15 protein-coding genes are annotated in these 17,719 nt (G+C 63.6%); 1 reads left to right on the forward strand and 14 read right to left on the reverse strand.

Features of this window, described 5'->3' with window-relative positions; all coding sequences use genetic code 11:
- Nucleotides 1–9 precede the first annotated feature (9 nt).
- The 4 genes from CBM2588_RS17285 to CBM2588_RS17300 are packed head-to-tail and all read right to left on the reverse strand — an operon-like array spanning nucleotide 10 to nucleotide 4,397.
- Nucleotides 10–1,551 carry an acyl-CoA synthetase gene (locus tag CBM2588_RS17285; protein ID WP_115681663.1) on the reverse strand — a complete coding sequence of 514 codons (1,542 nt, stop codon included), beginning with the start codon at nucleotides 1,549–1,551 and terminating at the stop codon, nucleotides 10–12.
- A 13-nt stretch (nucleotides 1,552–1,564) separates the two neighbouring features.
- Entirely contained in the window at nucleotides 1,565–2,437 is an 873-nt protein-coding gene (locus CBM2588_RS17290; protein ID WP_115681664.1) for a MaoC family dehydratase, read from the reverse strand.
- An 18-nt stretch (nucleotides 2,438–2,455) separates the two neighbouring features.
- Nucleotides 2,456–3,370: an SDR family NAD(P)-dependent oxidoreductase gene (locus CBM2588_RS17295; RefSeq protein ID WP_115681665.1), complete on the reverse strand. Its 915-nt coding sequence runs from the start codon at nucleotides 3,368–3,370 to the stop codon at nucleotides 2,456–2,458.
- A gap of 40 nt (nucleotides 3,371–3,410) precedes the next feature.
- The gene (locus tag CBM2588_RS17300) at nucleotides 3,411–4,397 is read right to left on the reverse strand and encodes a Bug family tripartite tricarboxylate transporter substrate binding protein (RefSeq protein ID WP_115681666.1); all 987 of its coding nucleotides are present in this window, start codon (nucleotides 4,395–4,397) and stop codon (nucleotides 3,411–3,413) included.
- A 123-nt stretch (nucleotides 4,398–4,520) separates the two neighbouring features.
- On the opposite strand from CBM2588_RS17300, the gene CBM2588_RS17305 reads away from it, so the two are divergent.
- The gene (locus tag CBM2588_RS17305) at nucleotides 4,521–5,345 is read left to right on the forward strand and encodes an IclR family transcriptional regulator domain-containing protein (protein ID WP_115681667.1); all 825 of its coding nucleotides are present in this window, start codon (nucleotides 4,521–4,523) and stop codon (nucleotides 5,343–5,345) included.
- Nucleotides 5,346–5,369: 24 nt separating this feature from the next.
- On the opposite strand, the gene CBM2588_RS17310 is transcribed toward CBM2588_RS17305, so the two are convergent.
- The 10 genes from CBM2588_RS17310 to CBM2588_RS17355 form a co-directional block, all read right to left on the reverse strand.
- Nucleotides 5,370–6,920, reverse strand: a complete 1,551-nt coding sequence (locus CBM2588_RS17310) for a long-chain-fatty-acid--CoA ligase (protein WP_115681668.1) — start codon at nucleotides 6,918–6,920, stop codon at nucleotides 5,370–5,372.
- 169 nt (nucleotides 6,921–7,089) lie between these two features.
- Nucleotides 7,090–7,923 (reverse strand): SDR family NAD(P)-dependent oxidoreductase, encoded by an 834-nt coding sequence (locus tag CBM2588_RS17315; RefSeq protein ID WP_115681669.1) that lies wholly within the window; start codon nucleotides 7,921–7,923, stop codon nucleotides 7,090–7,092.
- 38 nt (nucleotides 7,924–7,961) lie between these two features.
- Entirely contained in the window at nucleotides 7,962–8,381 is a 420-nt protein-coding gene (locus CBM2588_RS17320; protein WP_115681670.1) for a MaoC family dehydratase, read from the reverse strand.
- A 23-nt stretch (nucleotides 8,382–8,404) separates the two neighbouring features.
- Nucleotides 8,405–8,854: a MaoC family dehydratase N-terminal domain-containing protein gene (locus CBM2588_RS17325; RefSeq protein WP_115681671.1), complete on the reverse strand. Its 450-nt coding sequence runs from the start codon at nucleotides 8,852–8,854 to the stop codon at nucleotides 8,405–8,407.
- Between the two features lie 59 nt (nucleotides 8,855–8,913).
- Nucleotides 8,914–10,107, reverse strand: a complete 1,194-nt coding sequence (locus CBM2588_RS17330; RefSeq protein WP_115681672.1) for a lipid-transfer protein — start codon at nucleotides 10,105–10,107, stop codon at nucleotides 8,914–8,916.
- Nucleotides 10,108–10,135: 28 nt separating this feature from the next.
- On the reverse strand, nucleotides 10,136–11,272 hold the full coding sequence (locus CBM2588_RS17335; RefSeq protein WP_115681673.1) for an acyl-CoA dehydrogenase family protein: 1,137 nt from the start codon (nucleotides 11,270–11,272) through the stop codon (nucleotides 10,136–10,138).
- 164 nt (nucleotides 11,273–11,436) lie between these two features.
- Nucleotides 11,437–14,178 carry a LuxR C-terminal-related transcriptional regulator gene (locus tag CBM2588_RS17340; RefSeq protein WP_231942183.1) on the reverse strand — a complete coding sequence of 914 codons (2,742 nt, stop codon included), beginning with the start codon at nucleotides 14,176–14,178 and terminating at the stop codon, nucleotides 11,437–11,439.
- A 210-nt stretch (nucleotides 14,179–14,388) separates the two neighbouring features.
- Complete coding sequence (locus tag CBM2588_RS17345; protein ID WP_115681674.1) at nucleotides 14,389–15,162, reverse strand: class II aldolase/adducin family protein; 774 nt, start codon at nucleotides 15,160–15,162, stop codon at nucleotides 14,389–14,391.
- A gap of 53 nt (nucleotides 15,163–15,215) precedes the next feature.
- The gene (locus tag CBM2588_RS17350; protein ID WP_115681675.1) at nucleotides 15,216–16,253 is read right to left on the reverse strand and encodes a TauD/TfdA family dioxygenase; all 1,038 of its coding nucleotides are present in this window, start codon (nucleotides 16,251–16,253) and stop codon (nucleotides 15,216–15,218) included.
- Nucleotides 16,254–16,286: 33 nt separating this feature from the next.
- A complete protein-coding gene (locus CBM2588_RS17355; RefSeq protein WP_115681676.1) occupies nucleotides 16,287–17,258 on the reverse strand; it encodes a Bug family tripartite tricarboxylate transporter substrate binding protein in 972 nt (323 codons plus the stop codon).
- Nucleotides 17,259–17,719: the final 461 nt, after the last annotated feature.

The raw sequence follows: 17,719 nt of genomic DNA on the forward strand, positions 1-17,719 counted from the left end.
CAGTTGCGCTCAATGCGCGATTCGGTTTTCGGTTGGCCAGTAGCTGGCCTTGACGGCGCGCTTGAGCAGCTTGCCGGTTTCGGTGCGCGGCAGCGCCGCGACGAAATCGACCGAGCGCGGGCATTTGATCGGGGAGATCCTGCTGCGGCAAAGCGCGATCAGTTCTTCGGCCAGGACCGGCGACGCGCGCTCAGGCTCGTGCAACTGGACCACCGCCTTCACTTCCTCGCCGAATTCGGTATTCGGCACGCCGACCACCGCCACGTCGAAGACCGCCGGATGGCTCATCAGCACGTTCTCGGATTCCTGCGGATAGATGTTGACGCCGCCCGAGACAATGGTGTTGGCAAGGCGGTCCGTGAGGTAAAGGAAGCCATCGGCATCGACGTAGCCGATGTCCCCATAGGTGGCCCACCCACGGTCGTTATAGGCCTCCCGGGTTTTCTCCGGATCATTGTGGTAGGCAAAGGTCCCGCCGCCGGAGAAGTAGACCACGCCGGTCTGGCCCTGCGGCACTTCATTGCCATCGTCGCCGACGATGTGTACCTGCCCGAACTCGGGCCGTCCGACCGACCCCTTGTGCGCAAGCCATTCCATTGAGTCCAGCGAGGTGCGACCGACCAGTTCGGTGCCGCTGTAGAACTCATAGAGGATCGGCCCCCACCAGTCGATCATCTGCTGCTTGACTGAGATCGGACACGGCGCGGCGGCGTGGATCGCATAGCGCATGGTGGACAGGTCGAAGCGCTCGCGCTCCGCCGCAGTCAGTCGCAGCAAGCGCACGAACATGGTCGGCACCCACTGGCTATGGGTCACGCCGTAGCGCGCGATCGCATCCAGCGCCGCCAGCGGCTCGAACTTCTCCATCAGGATCGAGGTGCCACCGGCGTGCATCGTGGCCATGTTCCAGCGCACCGGGGCAGTGTGATAGAACGGCGCGGTCGACAGATAGACCGTGTCGCGGTCCAGTGACTTCCAGCCCAGGCGAGCGTCGTCACCGGTGCGGAAGAAGGCGTTGGCGCCTTGCAGTGGACGCTTGATGCCCTTGGGCCTGCCCGTGGTGCCGGACGAATATGAGAAGTCAGTTCCCTCCACCGTGCGCGGCAACGTGACATCGGCCGGCATCTGCTCCAGCCACGCTTCATAGTTGCTGTAGCCCGGCTCGCTCCCATCCAGAAGCACGCGCGTGACCCGAAGCGATGCCAGCGCGCCGGGGGCAAGGTCGCCAAGGGTCTGCGCCGAGCAGAACAGTACCCGGGCGCCACAGTCCTGCACGATGTACTCCACCTCGTCGGCTTTCAGGTGACGGCTGATCGTGGTGTAGTACAAGCCGATCCGGTGCGCGGCCCAAAGGATCTCGAAATAGCGGACATGGTTCTCCAGCAGCACGGCAATGCCGTCGCCCTCGCGCAGACCGGCAGCCAGCAGTGCGGCAGCGCACCGGCGCGAACGCTGCTCCAGTTCGGCCCACCTCACCGCCTGGCCGGACGGCACCATGCGGTAGGCAACCCGGTCGGGGGTGGCACGGGCGAATTGCTCGATCACTGACATCTTGACTCCTTGATTACGGATGCAGGTCGGCGACGCCGTGGCTCAGCACCACCACATTGCGCTCGTCGGCGAGCGCACGGAACCGGACCTGCCCTTCGCCGCGCCACATCTCCACGCGCAGCGTTTCACCAGGCACGAATGGCGATGAAAAGCGCACCGAAAGGCTGGCCAGGCGCGATGAATCCCCACCGCAAGCCTGCTTCAGCAGCGCCCGGCATGCCATGCCGTAAGTGCAAAGGCCATGCAGGATCGGCCGCTCGAAGCCTGCCTGCCGGGCGGCGGCGGGCAGTACGTGGATGGGATTGCGATCGCCATTGAGGCGGTACAGCAAGGCCGCTGAAGGCTGGGTCGGCATCGACATGATCATGTCAGGCGCGCGCTCCGGCACCGCCGGCAGTGGCTCGGGCGGTGCATCGCCGGGCGTGGCGGCGCAAGCAAAGCCACCATCTGCCCGGCAGAACGAGACATGCTCGACGGTCGCCAGCAACTCGCCGCTGGCCTGGTCCTCGATGCGCCGCTCAGTGACCACCAGCGCGCCCTTGCCGGCGCCCTTGTCCACCACGCGGCTGACGCGCGTCTGGCTGCGTACCGCGCCAGACGCCGCGGGCACTGCAAAAAAGCGCATCCGGTGCTCGCCGTGCAGAATCTGCATCCAGTCGATGCCCGTACCCGGGTCGCTTGCCCATGCACCTGGCGCGCCGACGGTGGCGAGGAAGGTGGGCACCACGCTCAGTCCTTCCTCAAAGACAAAGGGCAAGTCCGCCTCGTCCATCGGATCGGTGCCAAAGCCGAGGCTCAGCGCATAGCGAATGTTGTCATTCGCCGCATAGTTGGAAATCTGGTCAAAAAACGCCCACGAGCGCAGGCGGTGATAGTCGATGGCCATCGCTGCGTACCTCCGTTCTCAGACCGGGTCCCAGGAAAACACCTCGGGCGAGCGCTCCAGCGGCGTGAATGCGCGCTTCACCGCCGGCACGGCATGCTCCGCCAGCGTCTCCAGCGTCCAGCCTTCGGCGCGATGCACCGACGCCACCGGGCGCGGCTGGCTCATGACGATCAGCTCATTGCCGCGCACGGCCAGCACCTGGCCATTGACTTCCGCCGAAGCATCGCCGGACAGGAACGCTGCAACCGGGGCAACCTGCTCCGGCTTCATCGCCTGCATCCGCTCCAGGCGCTTCTTCTCGGCCTCGGTTTCGCTGGGCAGCGTGCCGATCAGGCGGCTCCATGCGAACGGGGCAATACAGTTGGAACGGACATTGAAGCGGGCCATGTCCAGGGCGATGGATTTCGACAGCGCCACGATGCCGAGCTTGGCGGCGGCGTAGTTAGCCTGCCCGAAATTGCCGACCAGGCCGGTGGTGGAGGTCATGTGGACGTAGGTGCCGCTTTGCTGCTCTTTGAAATAAGGCGCCGCCGCACGGCTGACAAAGTAAGCGCCCCCAAGGTGCACATCCAGTACCGCCTGCCATTCAGCGGTGCTCATCTTGTGGAAGATGCGGTCGCGCAGGATGCCGGCGTTGTTGATCACGCCATCGATGCGGCCGAACTCGCGGATGGCGGTATCGACAATGGCCTGCGCGCTCTCGGCAGTCGCGACCGAATCGGTGTTCGCCGCGGCCTTCCCGCCGGCTGCACGGATCTCGTCAACCACCTTCTGGGCTGGTCCGGCATCGCTGCCCTCGCCGCTCCCGCTGGAGCCCAGGTCGTTGACGACCACCCTGGCGCCCTGCGCGCCCAGCAGCATGGCAATGGCACGGCCGATGCCATTGCCGGCTCCGGTGACGACGATGACTTTGTCCTTGAAGTTGTTTTGCATGGCGTTGTCTGCGAGAAGAGAGTGATTAATTTGTTCGGGCTTACTCGGGCTTGATATTCCCGTCCTTGATGACCTGCTCCCAGCGGGTTTTTTCGGCGCGCACGAAGCTGTCGAACTGCCGCGTCGACCCCCCTGCCGCCGTACCGCCCTGCTGCGCCAGCTTCTCGCGCAGCGCAGGATCGGCCAGCGCCTTGTTGACGGCAGCGTTCAACGCCTGCACGACCGCGGGCGGCGTCCTGGACGAGACAAAGAGACCGAGCCAGACCGAAACGTCGAAGTCGCGGTAACCGGATTCGGCCATGGTCGGCGTATCGGGGAGTTCCGGGGCACGCTGTTTGGTCGTGACGGCAAGCGCGCGTAGCTTGCCTGCGCGCACCAGCGGCAGTGCGGTGATGAGGTTATCCACCATGAAATCGACTTGCCCTGCCACTAGATCGGTCAGCGCCGGCGAAGCGCCCCGATAGATCACGTCGACGGCGGTAATGCCGGCGCGCTGCTTCAGCAGGTCCCCGGCGAGATGGCCGGAAGAGCCGCTCGTCGAAACGGCCATGGACAAGCCGTTGGGGCGCGTCTTGGCATAAGCCGCCAGCTCGGCAATGGTCTTGACCGGCAGTTTCGGGTTAACCACCACGACGTCCGGCATCGTCAGCACATGCGCCACCGGCGCGAAGTCCTCGAACTTGTAAGGCAGCTTGTCGTGCAATGCGTAGTTGGCCGCATTGGGGCCAAGGCTGCCCATCACCAGCGTATGGCCGTCCGGCTCCGCGCGCAGCATGGCCTGCATCCCGATCACGCCGCCCGCGCCAGGCAGGTTCTCCACGACGACGGGCTGCCCCAGTTGCTCAGACAGCGTCTTGCCGAGCAGGCGGCTAGTCAGGTCAAGGATGCCGCCGGGCGAACTTGGCGCGATCAGGCGCAAAGGACGCTTGGCCTGGAAGCTCTCCTGGGACGGGTTGGCGAATGCAAGGCCCGCGGTGGACACGACAGCGAGGCAGGCTAGCGCCTGGCAAAGAAAACGCCGCTTCATGGTTGTCTCCTGTTTAATTTTTTCGGACATTTATGTCCGCCTGGCGGTCATTGCCGCCCGTTTTTTCGAACTTTACGTCCGGCCTTGCTACAATGTCAACCTGAAATCAGACCTCGCACAGACATGACTACTGCCGACAACGATGGCTTCATACGCTCTTTTGCCCGCGGACTTGCCGTTATCCATGCGCTGGGGCGCAGCGGCACGCACACCGTTGCCAGCATCACGGCATCCACTGGCCTCCCGCGGACCGTGGTGCGCCGGATCCTGCTCACGCTGTGCGAGCTTGGCTATGCGGCGGAATCCGAAACGCGGGGTTTTCGCCTGACGCCGAAGATTCTTACCCTCGGCATGACCTACCTGACTTCGCTGCCCTTCTGGGGCCACGCGCAACGCGCCCTGGAAACCCTGTGGACGCAGGTCACCGAGTCATGCGGCATGTGTGTGTTCGACGGGCACGATGCGGTATATGTCCTGCGTATTCCGTCGCTGAAGATCCGCTCACTGGGACTTGGCGTGGGCAGCCATGTGCCGGCCTTCGCCACGGCACCAGGCCGGGCGGTGCTGGGCTTCCAGACCACAGAATTTCTCTCGCAGTTTCTCGACGAGGCCTCCCTGCGCGCCTACACGGACCGCACCGTGCACGACAAGGCGGCATTGCTTGAAGCGTTCGCCGCCGTGCGCCGCGATGGCTATGCGTGGGTGGATGGAGAATTCGACCAGCACATCGCAGGCCTCGCAGTACCGGTACGCGACGAACACCACAACGTGGTGGCATCGATCAGCGTCAACCTGCCCTCGGGCGAAGTCACGAGGGAGGAAGCGGTGAAGCGCTTCCTGCCGCCCTTGCGAGCGGCCGCGGAACAGTTGACCGGCCTGGCGCCGGCATTCCTGAGCCCAGTCGTGGTGCCCACGCAGCGTGAAGCAGCGGTCAGCGTGCAAGCTTGAGCAAGGCTGCATGCCAGCAGACGCCTACTTCCAGTGTTGCTTGCGAAGCTCGTGCTTGAGCACCTTGCCGACGCTCGACAAAGGCAACGCCTCCACGAATTCGACGCTGCGGGGGACCTTGTAGCTGGCAATGCGTTCTCGGCAGTGGGACTGGATCGTCTCCAATGTCGCACTGGCTCCCTGCCTGAGCACGATCACCGCATGCACGGACTCGCCCCATTTTTCGTGTGGTACGCCAATGACCGCCGACTGTGCGACCGCGGGATGGCTCGCCAGCGCCGCCTCGACCTCCGCCGAGTAGACGTTCTCGCCGCCGGAAATGATCATGTCCTTGATGCGGTCGCACAGGAACACGAAGCCGTCCTCATCCATGTAGCCGCCGTCGCCGGTATGCATCCAGCCGTTGCGGATGGCCGCGGCGGTCTGCTCGGGCTGGTTCCAGTAGCCCAGCATCACCCCGGGGCCGCGCACCGCGATCTCGCCGACCGTGCCGCGTGGCACCTCTCTGCCCTCTGGATCGACGATCCTGACCTCGGTCGTAAATGCAGGCCTGCCCACCGAGCGCATGCGGCCGTTGGCCAGCGACTCCTCGTTGTGGTATTCCGGCCCCAGCATGGTCGCCACCGGCGACAACTCCGTCATGCCGTAGCCCTGGCTGAACCTGGCCTCCGGGAACGCGGCCTGCGCACGCTGCAGCAGCGACAGCGACATCGGTGACGCGCCATAGCGCAGCGCGCGCAGCGACGCAAAGCTCAGTTCCGCGGCACGCGCCGGATTCTGGTCCAGCCAGTCCAGGCACATCTGGATCAGGGTCGGCACCAGCACCACGTCCGTGACCTGGTCCTGCGCGACGGCTTCCATGGCGCGGCCCGGATCGAACAAAGCCATCGGGACATGCGTCCCGTTGGCCAGGAATCCATTGTTGATTGCCGAGAGACACGCCAGATGGAACATCGGCATGACGTGCAGGAAGGTCCCGCCGATGGTCGTCGTGCCCGCCATCAGGCTGTTTGTCGACGACGAGACCAGATTGGCATGGCTAAGCATCACGCCTTTCGGAAAGCCCGTGGTACCGCCGGTATAGAAGATGCCGGCAAGGTCGTCGCCCCGGCGCAGGCGGTCTTCCATTGGCGGGTTTTCGGCAATCAGCGCCTCGTACGGGATCATGCCCGGCGGCACCTCGCCATCACCCGCATAGATGACGTGGCGCAGGCCCTTGCTGTCGGCCGCCACCCTGGCGGCTACCGTCGTGAAATTGTCGTCGACGATCAGCACCGATGTGCTCGAATCCTCGAACGAGTAGAGAATCTCCGCGGCGCTCCAGCGTATGTTGACGGGATTCAGCACGCCGCCGGCCCAGGGCACGGCCATGTAGTACTCGATATAGCGCGCCGAGTTCAGCGAGAACATCGCGACGCGGTCGCCGTCCTGCACGCCCAACTTGCGCAGCCCCGCAGCCAGCCGCGCGACGCGCGCCCCCAGCCCGGCATAGGTCAGACTGCGGCCCATGTAGCGCACCGCTTCGGCATTGGGCCGCTGCTGCATGGAGCGGTGCAGCGCCTGAGTCATGTACATGTCGTGGTCTCCTTCGTCCGCCGCGTGCCCTGGCGGTGCAGGCCGCTGCGTCCGCAAACGCGCGACCCTTGTGTTGTTGACGCTGCCGGCTGCAAGCGCCCGCCGATTCGCGGGCGGATCGGGCACAGGGCAGTTGCACCGGCCTTCCGACTCTTTTGACTCTTCCGACTCAGAAGTTGGCGCCCGGGCCGCCGCCGCAGTAGAGCACCTGGCCCGACAGGAAGTTTGACTCCGGCGTGCACAGCAGGTACACCGCGCCCGCCGCCTCTTCCGCTTTGCCGGCACGGCCCAGCGCGATTACGCGGCTGGCATTGTCCAGCATCGCCTGCTGCACGCCCACTTTGATCTCCCGGCCTTCGATGCTGACCGTCTTCGACTGGTCGCCGGCCAGCGCCTGCGTCAATCGCGTTTCGATCAGGCCGAAAGCAACAGCGTTCACATTGACCTTAAGGCGGCCCCATTCCTTCGCCAGCGTCTTTGTCAGGCCGAGGATGCCGGCCTTGGCAGTCGAATAGTTCGACTGGCCGGCGTTGCCGCCGGCGGCGCCCGACGAGATGTTCACGATTTTCCGGAACACCTCCCGCCCTTCGGCGGCCTCGGCCTTGGCGGCAGCCGAAATGACCGGCTGGGCCGCCCGCAGGATGCGGAACGGCGCGGTCAGGTGGCAGTCGATAATGGCATACCACTGCTCGTCGGTCATCTTCTGGATCACGTTGTCCCAGGTGTAGCCGGCGTTGTTGACGATGATGTCGATGCCGTTGAAGTGCTTCACCGCGGTGCCCACCAGCCGATCGGCAAAGTCGGTGGCGGTCACGCTGCCGACGCAGGACACCGCCTCGCCGCCTTGCGACCGGATCAGATCGACGACTTCGTTGGCCGGTTCGGCATCGAGGTCGTTCACCACCACGCGCGCGCCCTCGGACGCCAGCTTCAGGGCCACCTCACGGCCGATGCCTCGGCCCGAGCCGGTGACGATGGCAGACTTGCCTGCGAGCTTGCTCATGCTTTCCTCCCTGGTTACAGGTATCTGGTTTTCCGGATTCAGCTCAGCGCCACGGTGGCTTCGCCCACCAGCTTGTCTTCACCGTACTGATTGGTGCACTTCAGCGCCACCTTCACGCGCTTTTCGCCGTCGATCTCGAACTTCTCGACGATTTCGCCCTTGCAGGTCGGCTGGTTGCCGAGGTGCGTGATGCCGGTGAAGCGGATCGACAGGTTGCGCAACGCGGACTGCGGCACCCAGCCGGTCAGCAGCCGGCCCAGGTAGGCGGCCGACAGCATGCCGTGCGCGAACACGTCCGGCATGCGCGACTTGCGCGCGAAGTCGAGATCGATGTGGATCGGGTTGTGATCGCCGGAAGCGCCGGCGTACAGGGCCAGCGTGGTGCGGTTGATCGCCGGCAGCGCCAGCGCGGGCAGCTTGTCGCCCACCTTCACGTCGCTATAGCGGGGTGCTTGCATGGTTCTGTTCTCCTTGCCGGCGCTCAGCCACGGCGTTCCACGAGAGTGCTGCGCATGTCGCCGACGTGCTCGCCGGCCTGGTTGGTCACGCGGGTGGTACTAACCACGAAGTGCAGCGCCCCGCCCTTCTTGTCATAGACGTCGCTGACCGTCGTGGTGAAATGGAGCGTATCGCCGGCGTAGGCCATGCGGTGATAGTCAAAGGCCTGCTCGGCATGCAGGATGCGGCCGAGGTCCAGTTGCAGCACCTTCATGCGGTCAATGCCGGAAGCGGCCGACACATCGCTGTTCAGGCACATGAAAAATGTCGGCGGCACCGGCAGCGAGCGGTGGCCCGCATCATGGGCCGCGGCGTCGTCGGTATAGACCGGGTTGGTTTCGCCGGTTGCCTTGGCGAAGAAGCGCAGGCGCCCCTTCTCCACCTCGATGGATCCCTTGCCGAGATCCATCCCGATCATGCTTTTGTCAGCCATCTCATCTCCTCTCGATAGTCGGGCAATGCACGGACCGAACGGCTGCCCCCGGATCCGGTTCAGCCGCGGCCGTACATCGTCACCACGCAGGCGCCGCCGAGGCCGAGGTTGTGCTGCAGCGCCAGCTTCGCGCCTTCAACCTGGGTCGGGCCGGCGGTGCCGCGGATCTGGCGGGTCAGCTCGAAGCACTGCGCAAGGCCCGTGGCGCCCAGCGGATGGCCCTTCGAAAGCAGGCCGCCCGACGGGTTGACCACCACCTTGCCGCCGTAAGTGTTGTCACCGTCCAGCACCATCTTCTCGGCCTCGCCGACCCTGGCAAAGCCAAGCGATTCGTAGGTCAGCAATTCGTTCTGCGCGAAGCAATCGTGCAGTTCGCAAACCTGGATGTCGGACGGGCCGACACCGGTCTGCTCGTACACGGAGTTCGCGCCCGCCTCGGCCATATGGAAGCCCACCAGGCCGATCATCGACGGCGGATCAAAGCTCGGCGCGACGTCGGTGGTCAGCGACTGGGCGAGGATGCGGACGCCGGTGCGCAGGTTGTGCTTCTTCGCAAACGCCTCCGTGCAGACAATGGCGGCGGCGGCGCCGCAGGTTGGCGGACAGGCCATCGAGCGCGTCATCACCCCAGGCCACATCACTTTCTCGTTCATCACATCCTCTTCCGTGACGACGGTACGGAACACGGCCAGCGGGTTATTGGCCGCGTGACGGCTGGCCTTGGCGCGAATCTTTGCGAATGTCTCCAGCCTGGTGCCGTACCGCTGCATGTGCTCGCGGCCTGCGCCGCCGAACAATGTCAGCGCGCGCGGCACGCCGGCTTCGAGCGCGTCCTGCACCATGGGTGCAGCGATATTGGTGAACTCGATCATCGCCGCCTCGCGGTCGGTCCAGGCACTCTTCAGCGGGCCCGGCTGCATGAACTCGAAGCCGAGCGCCAGCGCGCATTCCACCGCGCCGCTCTCGACCGCCTGGCGCGCCAGGAACAGGGCAGTCGAGCCGGTCGAGCAGTTGTTGTTGACGTTGACAATGGGAATGCCGGTCACCCCTACCTTGTACAGCGCCGCCTGGCCGCAGGTCGAGTCGCCATAGACGTAACCGACATAGGCCTGCTGGATCTTGTCGTACGAGAGGCCGGCATCCTCCAGCGCCAGTCTGGCGGCATTGGCGCCCATCACGGCGTACGGGTCGCTCTGGCCTGGTTTCCTGAACGGGATCATGCCGACGCCGGCGACTACCACGTGCTTGGTCATTCCTTGTCTCCTTGCATAGCGGCGGGAATTACAGCTTCCGCGAAATCAGTTCGCGCATGACCTCGTTGGACCCGCCGTAGACTCGGGCCACGCGCATGTCGACGAAAGCACGGGCGATCGGGTACTCGAGCATGTAGCCGTAGCCACCGTGCAACTGCGTCATATCGTCGATGCATCTCCACAGGACTTCGGTGGCATGCAGTTTGGCGATGGCGGCTTCTTCTCCCGTGAGACGACGCCGCATGTGCTCGCCGAGGTAGTAATCCACCATCGTGCGCAAGGACACCGCCTGTGCCTTGACATCGGCGAGCTTGAACCGGGTGTTCTGGAAGTCCCAGACCGTCTGCCCGAAGGCCTGGCGGTCCTTGACGTACTCGATGGTCTGCTCCAGCAGGCGCTCGAGCTTGGCGGCAGCGGAGACGGCGATGATGAAGCGTTCCTGGGCCAGGTCGTGCATCAGGTAGCCGAAGCCCTTATTCTCCTCGCCGAGCAGGTTGCCAGCCGGCACCCGGACGTTGTCGAAGAACAGTTCGGCGGTGTCCTGGGAGTGCATGCCGACCTTCTGCAGCTTGCGGCCGCGGCGGAAGCCCTCGCGATTGGTTTCGACCATGATCAGGCTGATGCCCTTGGCGCCGGCCGACGGGTCGGTCTTGCACACCACCATCACCATGTCGGAGATGAAGCCGTTCGAGATGAAGGTCTTGCTGCCGTTGATGACCCATTCGTCGCCATCCCGCACTGCAGTGGTACGGCAGGCTTTCACGTCCGAGCCGCCACCAGGCTCGGTAATGGCAACGGCCAGCACGGTCTCGCCAGAGCAGACGCCGGGCAGCCACGCCTGCTTCTGCGCTTCGGTACCCAGCCGGACGATGTACGGCGCAACGATATCGGAGTGAAGCCCGAAGGAAATACTGCAGCCGACATAGGCCATTTCCTCGGCGATGATGGCCGCGTGCCCGAAGTCGCCGCCTCCACCGCCGTATTCCACCGGCAGCCCCGTGCACAGCAAGCCTTCGCGGCCAGCCTTGATCCAGGTCGCGCGGTCTACGATACCGTCCTCCCACCACTGCTCTTGGCGCGACAGGCATTCACGCTCCAGGAACCGGCGGACCGTGGTGCGGAACTGCTCATGATCTTCACGATAGACACTACGAACGACCTGCACGAAGACTCCCCCCTGTTCGGCGTTGGATGGCGCCGACCGGCTGAGATATCTGCCCGGTCCGCGGTGAGTCAATGATGGGTCTCGGGCCACCCCCTGCCCCCTCCCCGAATTGGGTAGTCCATCCGATGAAAACCGGAAGGGATCACGAAAGCGCTGACGCGCCGTCAGCGCGACTGGCCTGCCCCTTGCATCGAGGCGTCGGCTTCGACATCCCGCAGCAACGCCACGGCTTCGTCGCGGCAGGTGACGCCCAGCTTGATGAAGATGTTCTTCAGATGCCACTTCACCGTCTCCGGGGAGACGGACAGGGTGCGTGCCACCATCTTGTTCGACATCGCCTGCGAGATCAGCTTCAGCACCTCGGCCTCGCGCTCGCTCAGGGTCAGGACCGGCGAAGCGCGGCGTACAGCGCCGGGCGGCACCACGCGAGCGCGCCATCGCTCCGACGCTTCGAGCAGGCGTCTCGCAAAGAAGGCAAGGACAGGGTCGAACACCTGCGCCTGAAGCGCCTCCTGGATGAGCCTCGCACCATGGGGGGCGGCGTCTAGCAAGCTGCGCACCAGTCCGAACCGCTGGCCGTAACGCAGCGCCTCGCGCAGACGCTCGTACGCAACGCGTGCATTGCCGCGCCCGCGCTCGGCAACCGCACACTGCATCAGCACGATCGCAAGGTATCGGCCGCGCGAGGCCAGCTTCCCACTCTCCAGCAATGGCGTCAGATGCGACAAGGCACCATCGTAGTCATGGCGATGCAGGCACAATCCGCTCACGGCCAGTGTCGCGACAAAGTCAACGCTCCACGTTGCGGCGTGGCGTGTGCCATCACCGGCCAGCGCCTGCGCTCGGGCGACGGCTGCCTCGGCCGGATCGAGTTCCCCCTCGAGCAGCAGCCAGCGCGAGCGGACGCCAAGGGCAATCACCAGAAGGCGGTCAAGGCTGTGCCGAACCGCGTAGTCTTCCAGGCGGTCCAGGTACGCCACGGACTCCAGGCTCCGTCCCGCCACCCGGTGAGCCTGGGCGAGCATCTGCAGCGCGCGCAGCACGGCATCGGGCACCGACACCGCTTCGAGTCGCTCTATCCGCTTCTCCAGCAGTTTGCAGACGGCTTCGATCTCGTTGAGCTCGTACAATGTTTCGCTCAGCAACACCGCAGCCATGTGTGCGGCGCCCACGTAGATGCCGCCCAGTTGCTCGGCTTCGTGCAGGACCTGGCGGAATACCGGCTCGGCTTCCAGGCACCGTCCTTCAATCGACAGGCTGAGGCCGGCGAAGCAGCGCCCCACGAGGCTGCTGACCATCGCGCCACCTTGCTCGGTGCTGTCGGCCAGCACCTCCCGGGCGCGCTCATATTCGCCGCGGTGCATGTGAATCCAGCCCACGACATTGCCACGCGTGGTCAGCATGAAATCGTCCGCGTCCGGCGGCACGCGCTCGAGCTCCGGCAGTAGCACCGTCGCGGCACTGATGTCGTCCCGCATCAGCGCCAGTCCGCCTCGCAATACCGTCACCGCATACCGTTCACGCTCGCCGAGGGTGGCTGCCTTCAGGGCCAGCTGCTCGATAGCCTGTTCTGCGGCAGCGAGGTGGCGCGACCGGAGATCGATGTGCGCCTGCATGGTCTGCAGCACAAAGTACGACTCGACCAGCCCGGCGGGCAGCGAACGGAGCAACCGGGTCAGCCGGCCGAGACCATCTCGCGCAAGCAGCTCCGAAGCCCGCGCCAGAATCACATCCGCCGCGGCGCCCGCCTCCCCGGCGAGCACCGCGTGCGCCACCGCCTCCTCGACGTAGTCGCGCTGCTCGAACCAACGCCAGGCTGCGGCATGGAGCGCGCGCTGCCGTTCTTCCGGCATGGCGGCGACGCGCGCGAGCAGGACTTCCCGCAGCAAAGGGTGAAGGCGATACCAGCTCTCCTGGTCATGGTCACTCACCTGGATCAGGAACAGATTGCTGCTGTCGAGCCTGACCAGACGCGTCATCATGCGTGCCACCGCCCGCGGCTCGCCCACCAGGGTCGCGCACAGGTGCGCGCTGAAGCGGTCGCAGATGGCCGCGCAGGTCAGTAGTTTCTGGTCGTCGGCATCCAGCTGACTCAGGACCTCGCGGTCGAAGTACTGCGCGAACGTGCCGGCATCGCGCAGCGCAGTGGGCGAAAAGCCGGCCCCATGCTTGGCCTTGATGTCGAGGGCAAACAATTGCAGGCCGGCAATCCAGCCATCGGTCAGCTCATGCAGCTGCCTGGCTTCGCGCGGACTGACCACGCCGAGCTGCTCGCGCAGATATGCCTCGGACTCCACCGGGTTAAAACGCAGATCGCGAAAATCGAACACACTTAGCAAGCCTTGCGCATGCATGCGGGCCAGTGAAAGTGAAAGCCGGTTACGCGAACAGAGAACCACGTGCAAGTGCGGTGGCGCGTAGTCGAGCAGCCATTGCAGGGCTTGCCAGATGCGCACGTCCTCGATGTGGTGGACGTCGTCGAGCATCAGCACCAGGTCGCGCGGCTGAGTGGCAATCGCCTCGATCAGCGTCACCACCCAGCTTTCGGCCGCAGAGAAATCGCCACGGTCTCCGGCAAGACCGGCAGCCTTCTGCGCAATATCGGCGTTCACCAGCGCGATGCTGGCAAGCAGACAGTCGAAGAAGCGGACGGGATCATTGTCCTCTTCTTCCAGCGAGAACCAGGCCACGTCAAAACCCAGCGCAACTAATCCCTGACGCCATGCGACCAGCGCCGACGTCTTGCCGCATCCGGCCGGCCCCTGCACCACCACACATCGCCGATGCCGCGCGTCGAGCAGCCTGTGAACCAGCGCTTCGCGGGCCAGCAGCCGCCGGGCCGGGCGCGGCGGCGTCAGCTTCGTACCGGCAATCGGCTCGGGCGGGCTCTTGGGTACGTTTGGCAATTGCGTCGACCCTGGATAAATGGGGGCATGTATCCGTTGCGCAGAACTCACTGCTCACGCAGGGCACTTAGCGAATGGGACATTATAAGGCCCGGGGCAAGGCCGTGGCGTTCGACGACAACTGAGGGTCGGTGGCAACAAGAAACCGGGGGTAATCAGCCCTCGGTGTACAACTGGCCTATGCAGCCAACAACGCAACCCAGCGGATGGTCAAGTAGCAAAGTCCGACGCACCCGAACTTGCGAGCAAGCGCAGCATCGCAGGCCAGGCCGAATGGCCGACGAGCCGCCCTTCCGGGTGAAATACTTTGGCCGTCATCTGACACAACTCCCGGGCAGGGAGACGCAGGTTCCCGGACATGTGCATGGCATCCACCTGTACCTTGCAAGCTATTTCGAGCCAGTAGCAACGATTGAAGGCTTCCGGGACCGTGGGCCCGACCACCAGCATGCCATGGTTTCGCAGGACCAGAACCTCATTGCTGCCGAGATCGCGTTGCAAACGTTCTTCTTCATCGCGGTTGAGCACCGGGCCTTCATAGTCGTGATATCCGACATAACCCTCGAAGCGCATCGCGGTCTGGGTCAGAGGCAGCAATCCTGCCTCCAGCGAAGAAACCGCCATGCCGGCACGCGTATGGGTGTGAATCACGCATCCCACGTCTTCACGGGCTTTGTGCACCGAGGTATGGATGATCGCCCCGGCGGGATTTACAACGTAACCGAGTTCATTCTCCGGCTGAAGAACGACTTCGCCGCTCATGTCGATCGTGATCAGATTCGAAGCGGTAATCTCCGAGTAAAGGTAGCCGTACGCGTTGATGAGCAGATGATCCGTTCCTGGAATGCGGGCGGATATATGGTTGTAGATCATGTCCGTAATGCCATACAGACTCATCAGCCGATAGCATGCAGCCAGTTCCACGCGCATTTCCCACTCTTCACAAGAAACCACTTGCCTGACCTGGGAGATAGGAATTTTCATTTTCTTGGGGGGTGACAAGTAGAAGTACCGTCAAGGCAGGGAAACCAGGCAACTCAATCGAGCATGGCTACCTGTACATCGCGGCTGCCCTGATATGGGTTCCGGCCATGCCAGGTCTCGAGATTGTCGAGAATCATGACATCCCCATCCAGCCAGGGCCAGGCGCGCGTGCGCTGATCCAGGAAGTGCTCGAAGTGCTGCACGTCTTCCAGTGTCAGTGGCTCGCCGTTACCCAAGAATGTCCCGGTCGGGTGCTTCTGGGAGGCCCGGATACTCTCGACAAGCTCGGCATCCAGGCCTTCGCTGACGGTAACGGTGTTGTAGGAATGAAGATTGGACCGATACAGGAGTTGGCCAGTCTTCGGATGCGCGGCGGCGGCTCCGGTGCGGTTTATCACGGTGAGGCCGCCGTCTTCGTTCCACAACGGCTCGAGTCCCTTGGACCGGCAGACCTCTTCGACTTCAGCCGGGTCATCGGTCTCGAAGGCGAGATTCCAGCCGCGCAGGTCCATGTGAGGCACGGCTGCGTCCAGCGCCGCGGTGCGCGGGGCGTAGTTGCGCACGGTCATGATGCCGTGTTCCTCGAGCTTCTTGCGCAAGGGCTGCGGCAGGCTCTCCAGCAGGCCTCTAACGTCACCAATGATGGTCTCTCCGCCGATATCAGCGGCCTTTTTGCTGAAGAAGGCAATGCGTAACGGGTAGTCCCTGAGGTAAGCCATTTCCGAATGCAGCCGCAGTCGCACAGCGCGGTCGAGGCGCGTCGCCTCCATCACCTGCCCCTCGACTCGCATGCGAGGGGCCACGCCACCCTTGTAGTCGCCATGAAAGGTCGGGAAGAGCGCCATGAGCGCGGCGAAGTGTGCGGTTTCCGAGATGGGGAAGCCTCGCAGGACAATGCCGCCATACTCGCAAATCAATGCATCCAGCGTCGGGCGGCATTCCTTTGCCCACTGAAGAAACCTTTCACGCTCCTTGAGCGCGTCGGATGCGGGCTCGATGAATAGTGGCGGGGTACCGGGCTCGAAGGCGTTGCAGCGAACCAGTTCGCCAAGCTCTCGGACGATCACGGTCTTCCTAACAGCGTTCATCATTTCTCCAAGTATCAGATCAAAAGACAGTCGATCCTATTTTTCCTCGGTCACGTTGCCAAATTTCCTGATGTAACCCTGCCATTCCGAATACTCGGATTTCAGGCTATTCATCGTTTGCTCTGGCGTGGTACTGATCAGCCTGACGCCAAGTGCCGCAGTCGCTTCCGCCGTCTTCGGGTCATTGATGGCCAGAGCCATGTCCTGCGCCAGCTGATCGACAATCTTGCGAGGCGTTGACTCGCGAACGAAATACGACATCCCAGACATCCTGTCGCCACCCTGGTACCCCAGCTCCCGGAATGTCGGAACCTGTGGCAGGGATTGCCATCGATTGGTTCCGGTTACGGCAACCACCCAAGCTCCTCCTGAGTTCACTGCCTTATGCGCACCGGAAACACTCATCAGGCCGGACGTCACATGACCACCTACGATGTTCGTGATCATTTGCGCCTCCCCCGAAACCGGAATATGAATAAGGTTGATCCCGATTGAGGCCTTGAGTTGCTCCCCGAGATATTGGGTGGAGCTGCCGCTTCCATGCGAGGCGAAGCTGTATTCGGGATGTTTGCGTGCCTCATCGAAAAATGAAACGGCATCGCGGGAGCGGGTAGTGTTGCTGGCAACCAGCACTACCGGGGTTCTGAATACCTCGGTAACGGGTATGAAATCGCTGAGAGTCTTGTATCCAGGGTTGCCGCGGAGCAGCTCGGTGGAAATCATCACGGCCGGAGAATTCATGAGGATGGTATATCCATCCGCAGGCTGCCGATGCACATAGACCGTGCCGATTGCACCTCCCGCGCCGGGACGGTTTTCCACAATCACAGGCTTCCCCCAACGCGCACTGAGTCGCGCCGCAATTGCGCGGGAGATGACATCGCCGCTGCCACCGGCGGCGAACGGTATCACCAGGGTGACGGGCTTGTCCGGGAACGCGTGACTCTGGCCTGCCGAGAATATGGAACAGCTCATCAGTACAACCCTAAGCATCCATTGCAAAGACATCGATCTCCCTCCTGTAATTGATATATTTTTAAAATCAATAATTGCTTGTTTCCATTGATAATTTACTGAAAAGAGATCGACAAATCTGCCCTGCGAGACCGGGGCGCAAGGGTGAGGCGGTGATCCGGGGGGAAACAGGAGCGCGAGGGTTCCCCCTGCCGGTCAAGGCATCTCCAGATTTTCCTTGGAGGTTGCAGGCCTTATCGGCAATGATGGCTGCGGCGGACACCTCCCTACCCCCCCATAAATGGGTGGCTGGCAGCGATGGACAGGGCTACGCGGCACGACGCCAGGGCGAGTCAGGTCCTGGGCATTGCCCTTGGGGTGCCGTACCGCATCCGCGTTCATGGATGAGCAGTTCCGTGCCCTGGCTGTCACGAATTTCGAACAAGTGGGCTAGAGTTCGGTCGGCATAGCCCGCCGGATGCGCAGCGGCAATTGCGTGCCGCCCGAGGCTGGCC

Source organism: Cupriavidus taiwanensis (assembly GCF_900250075.1).
Taxonomy (GTDB): Bacteria; Pseudomonadota; Gammaproteobacteria; order Burkholderiales; family Burkholderiaceae; genus Cupriavidus; species Cupriavidus taiwanensis_C.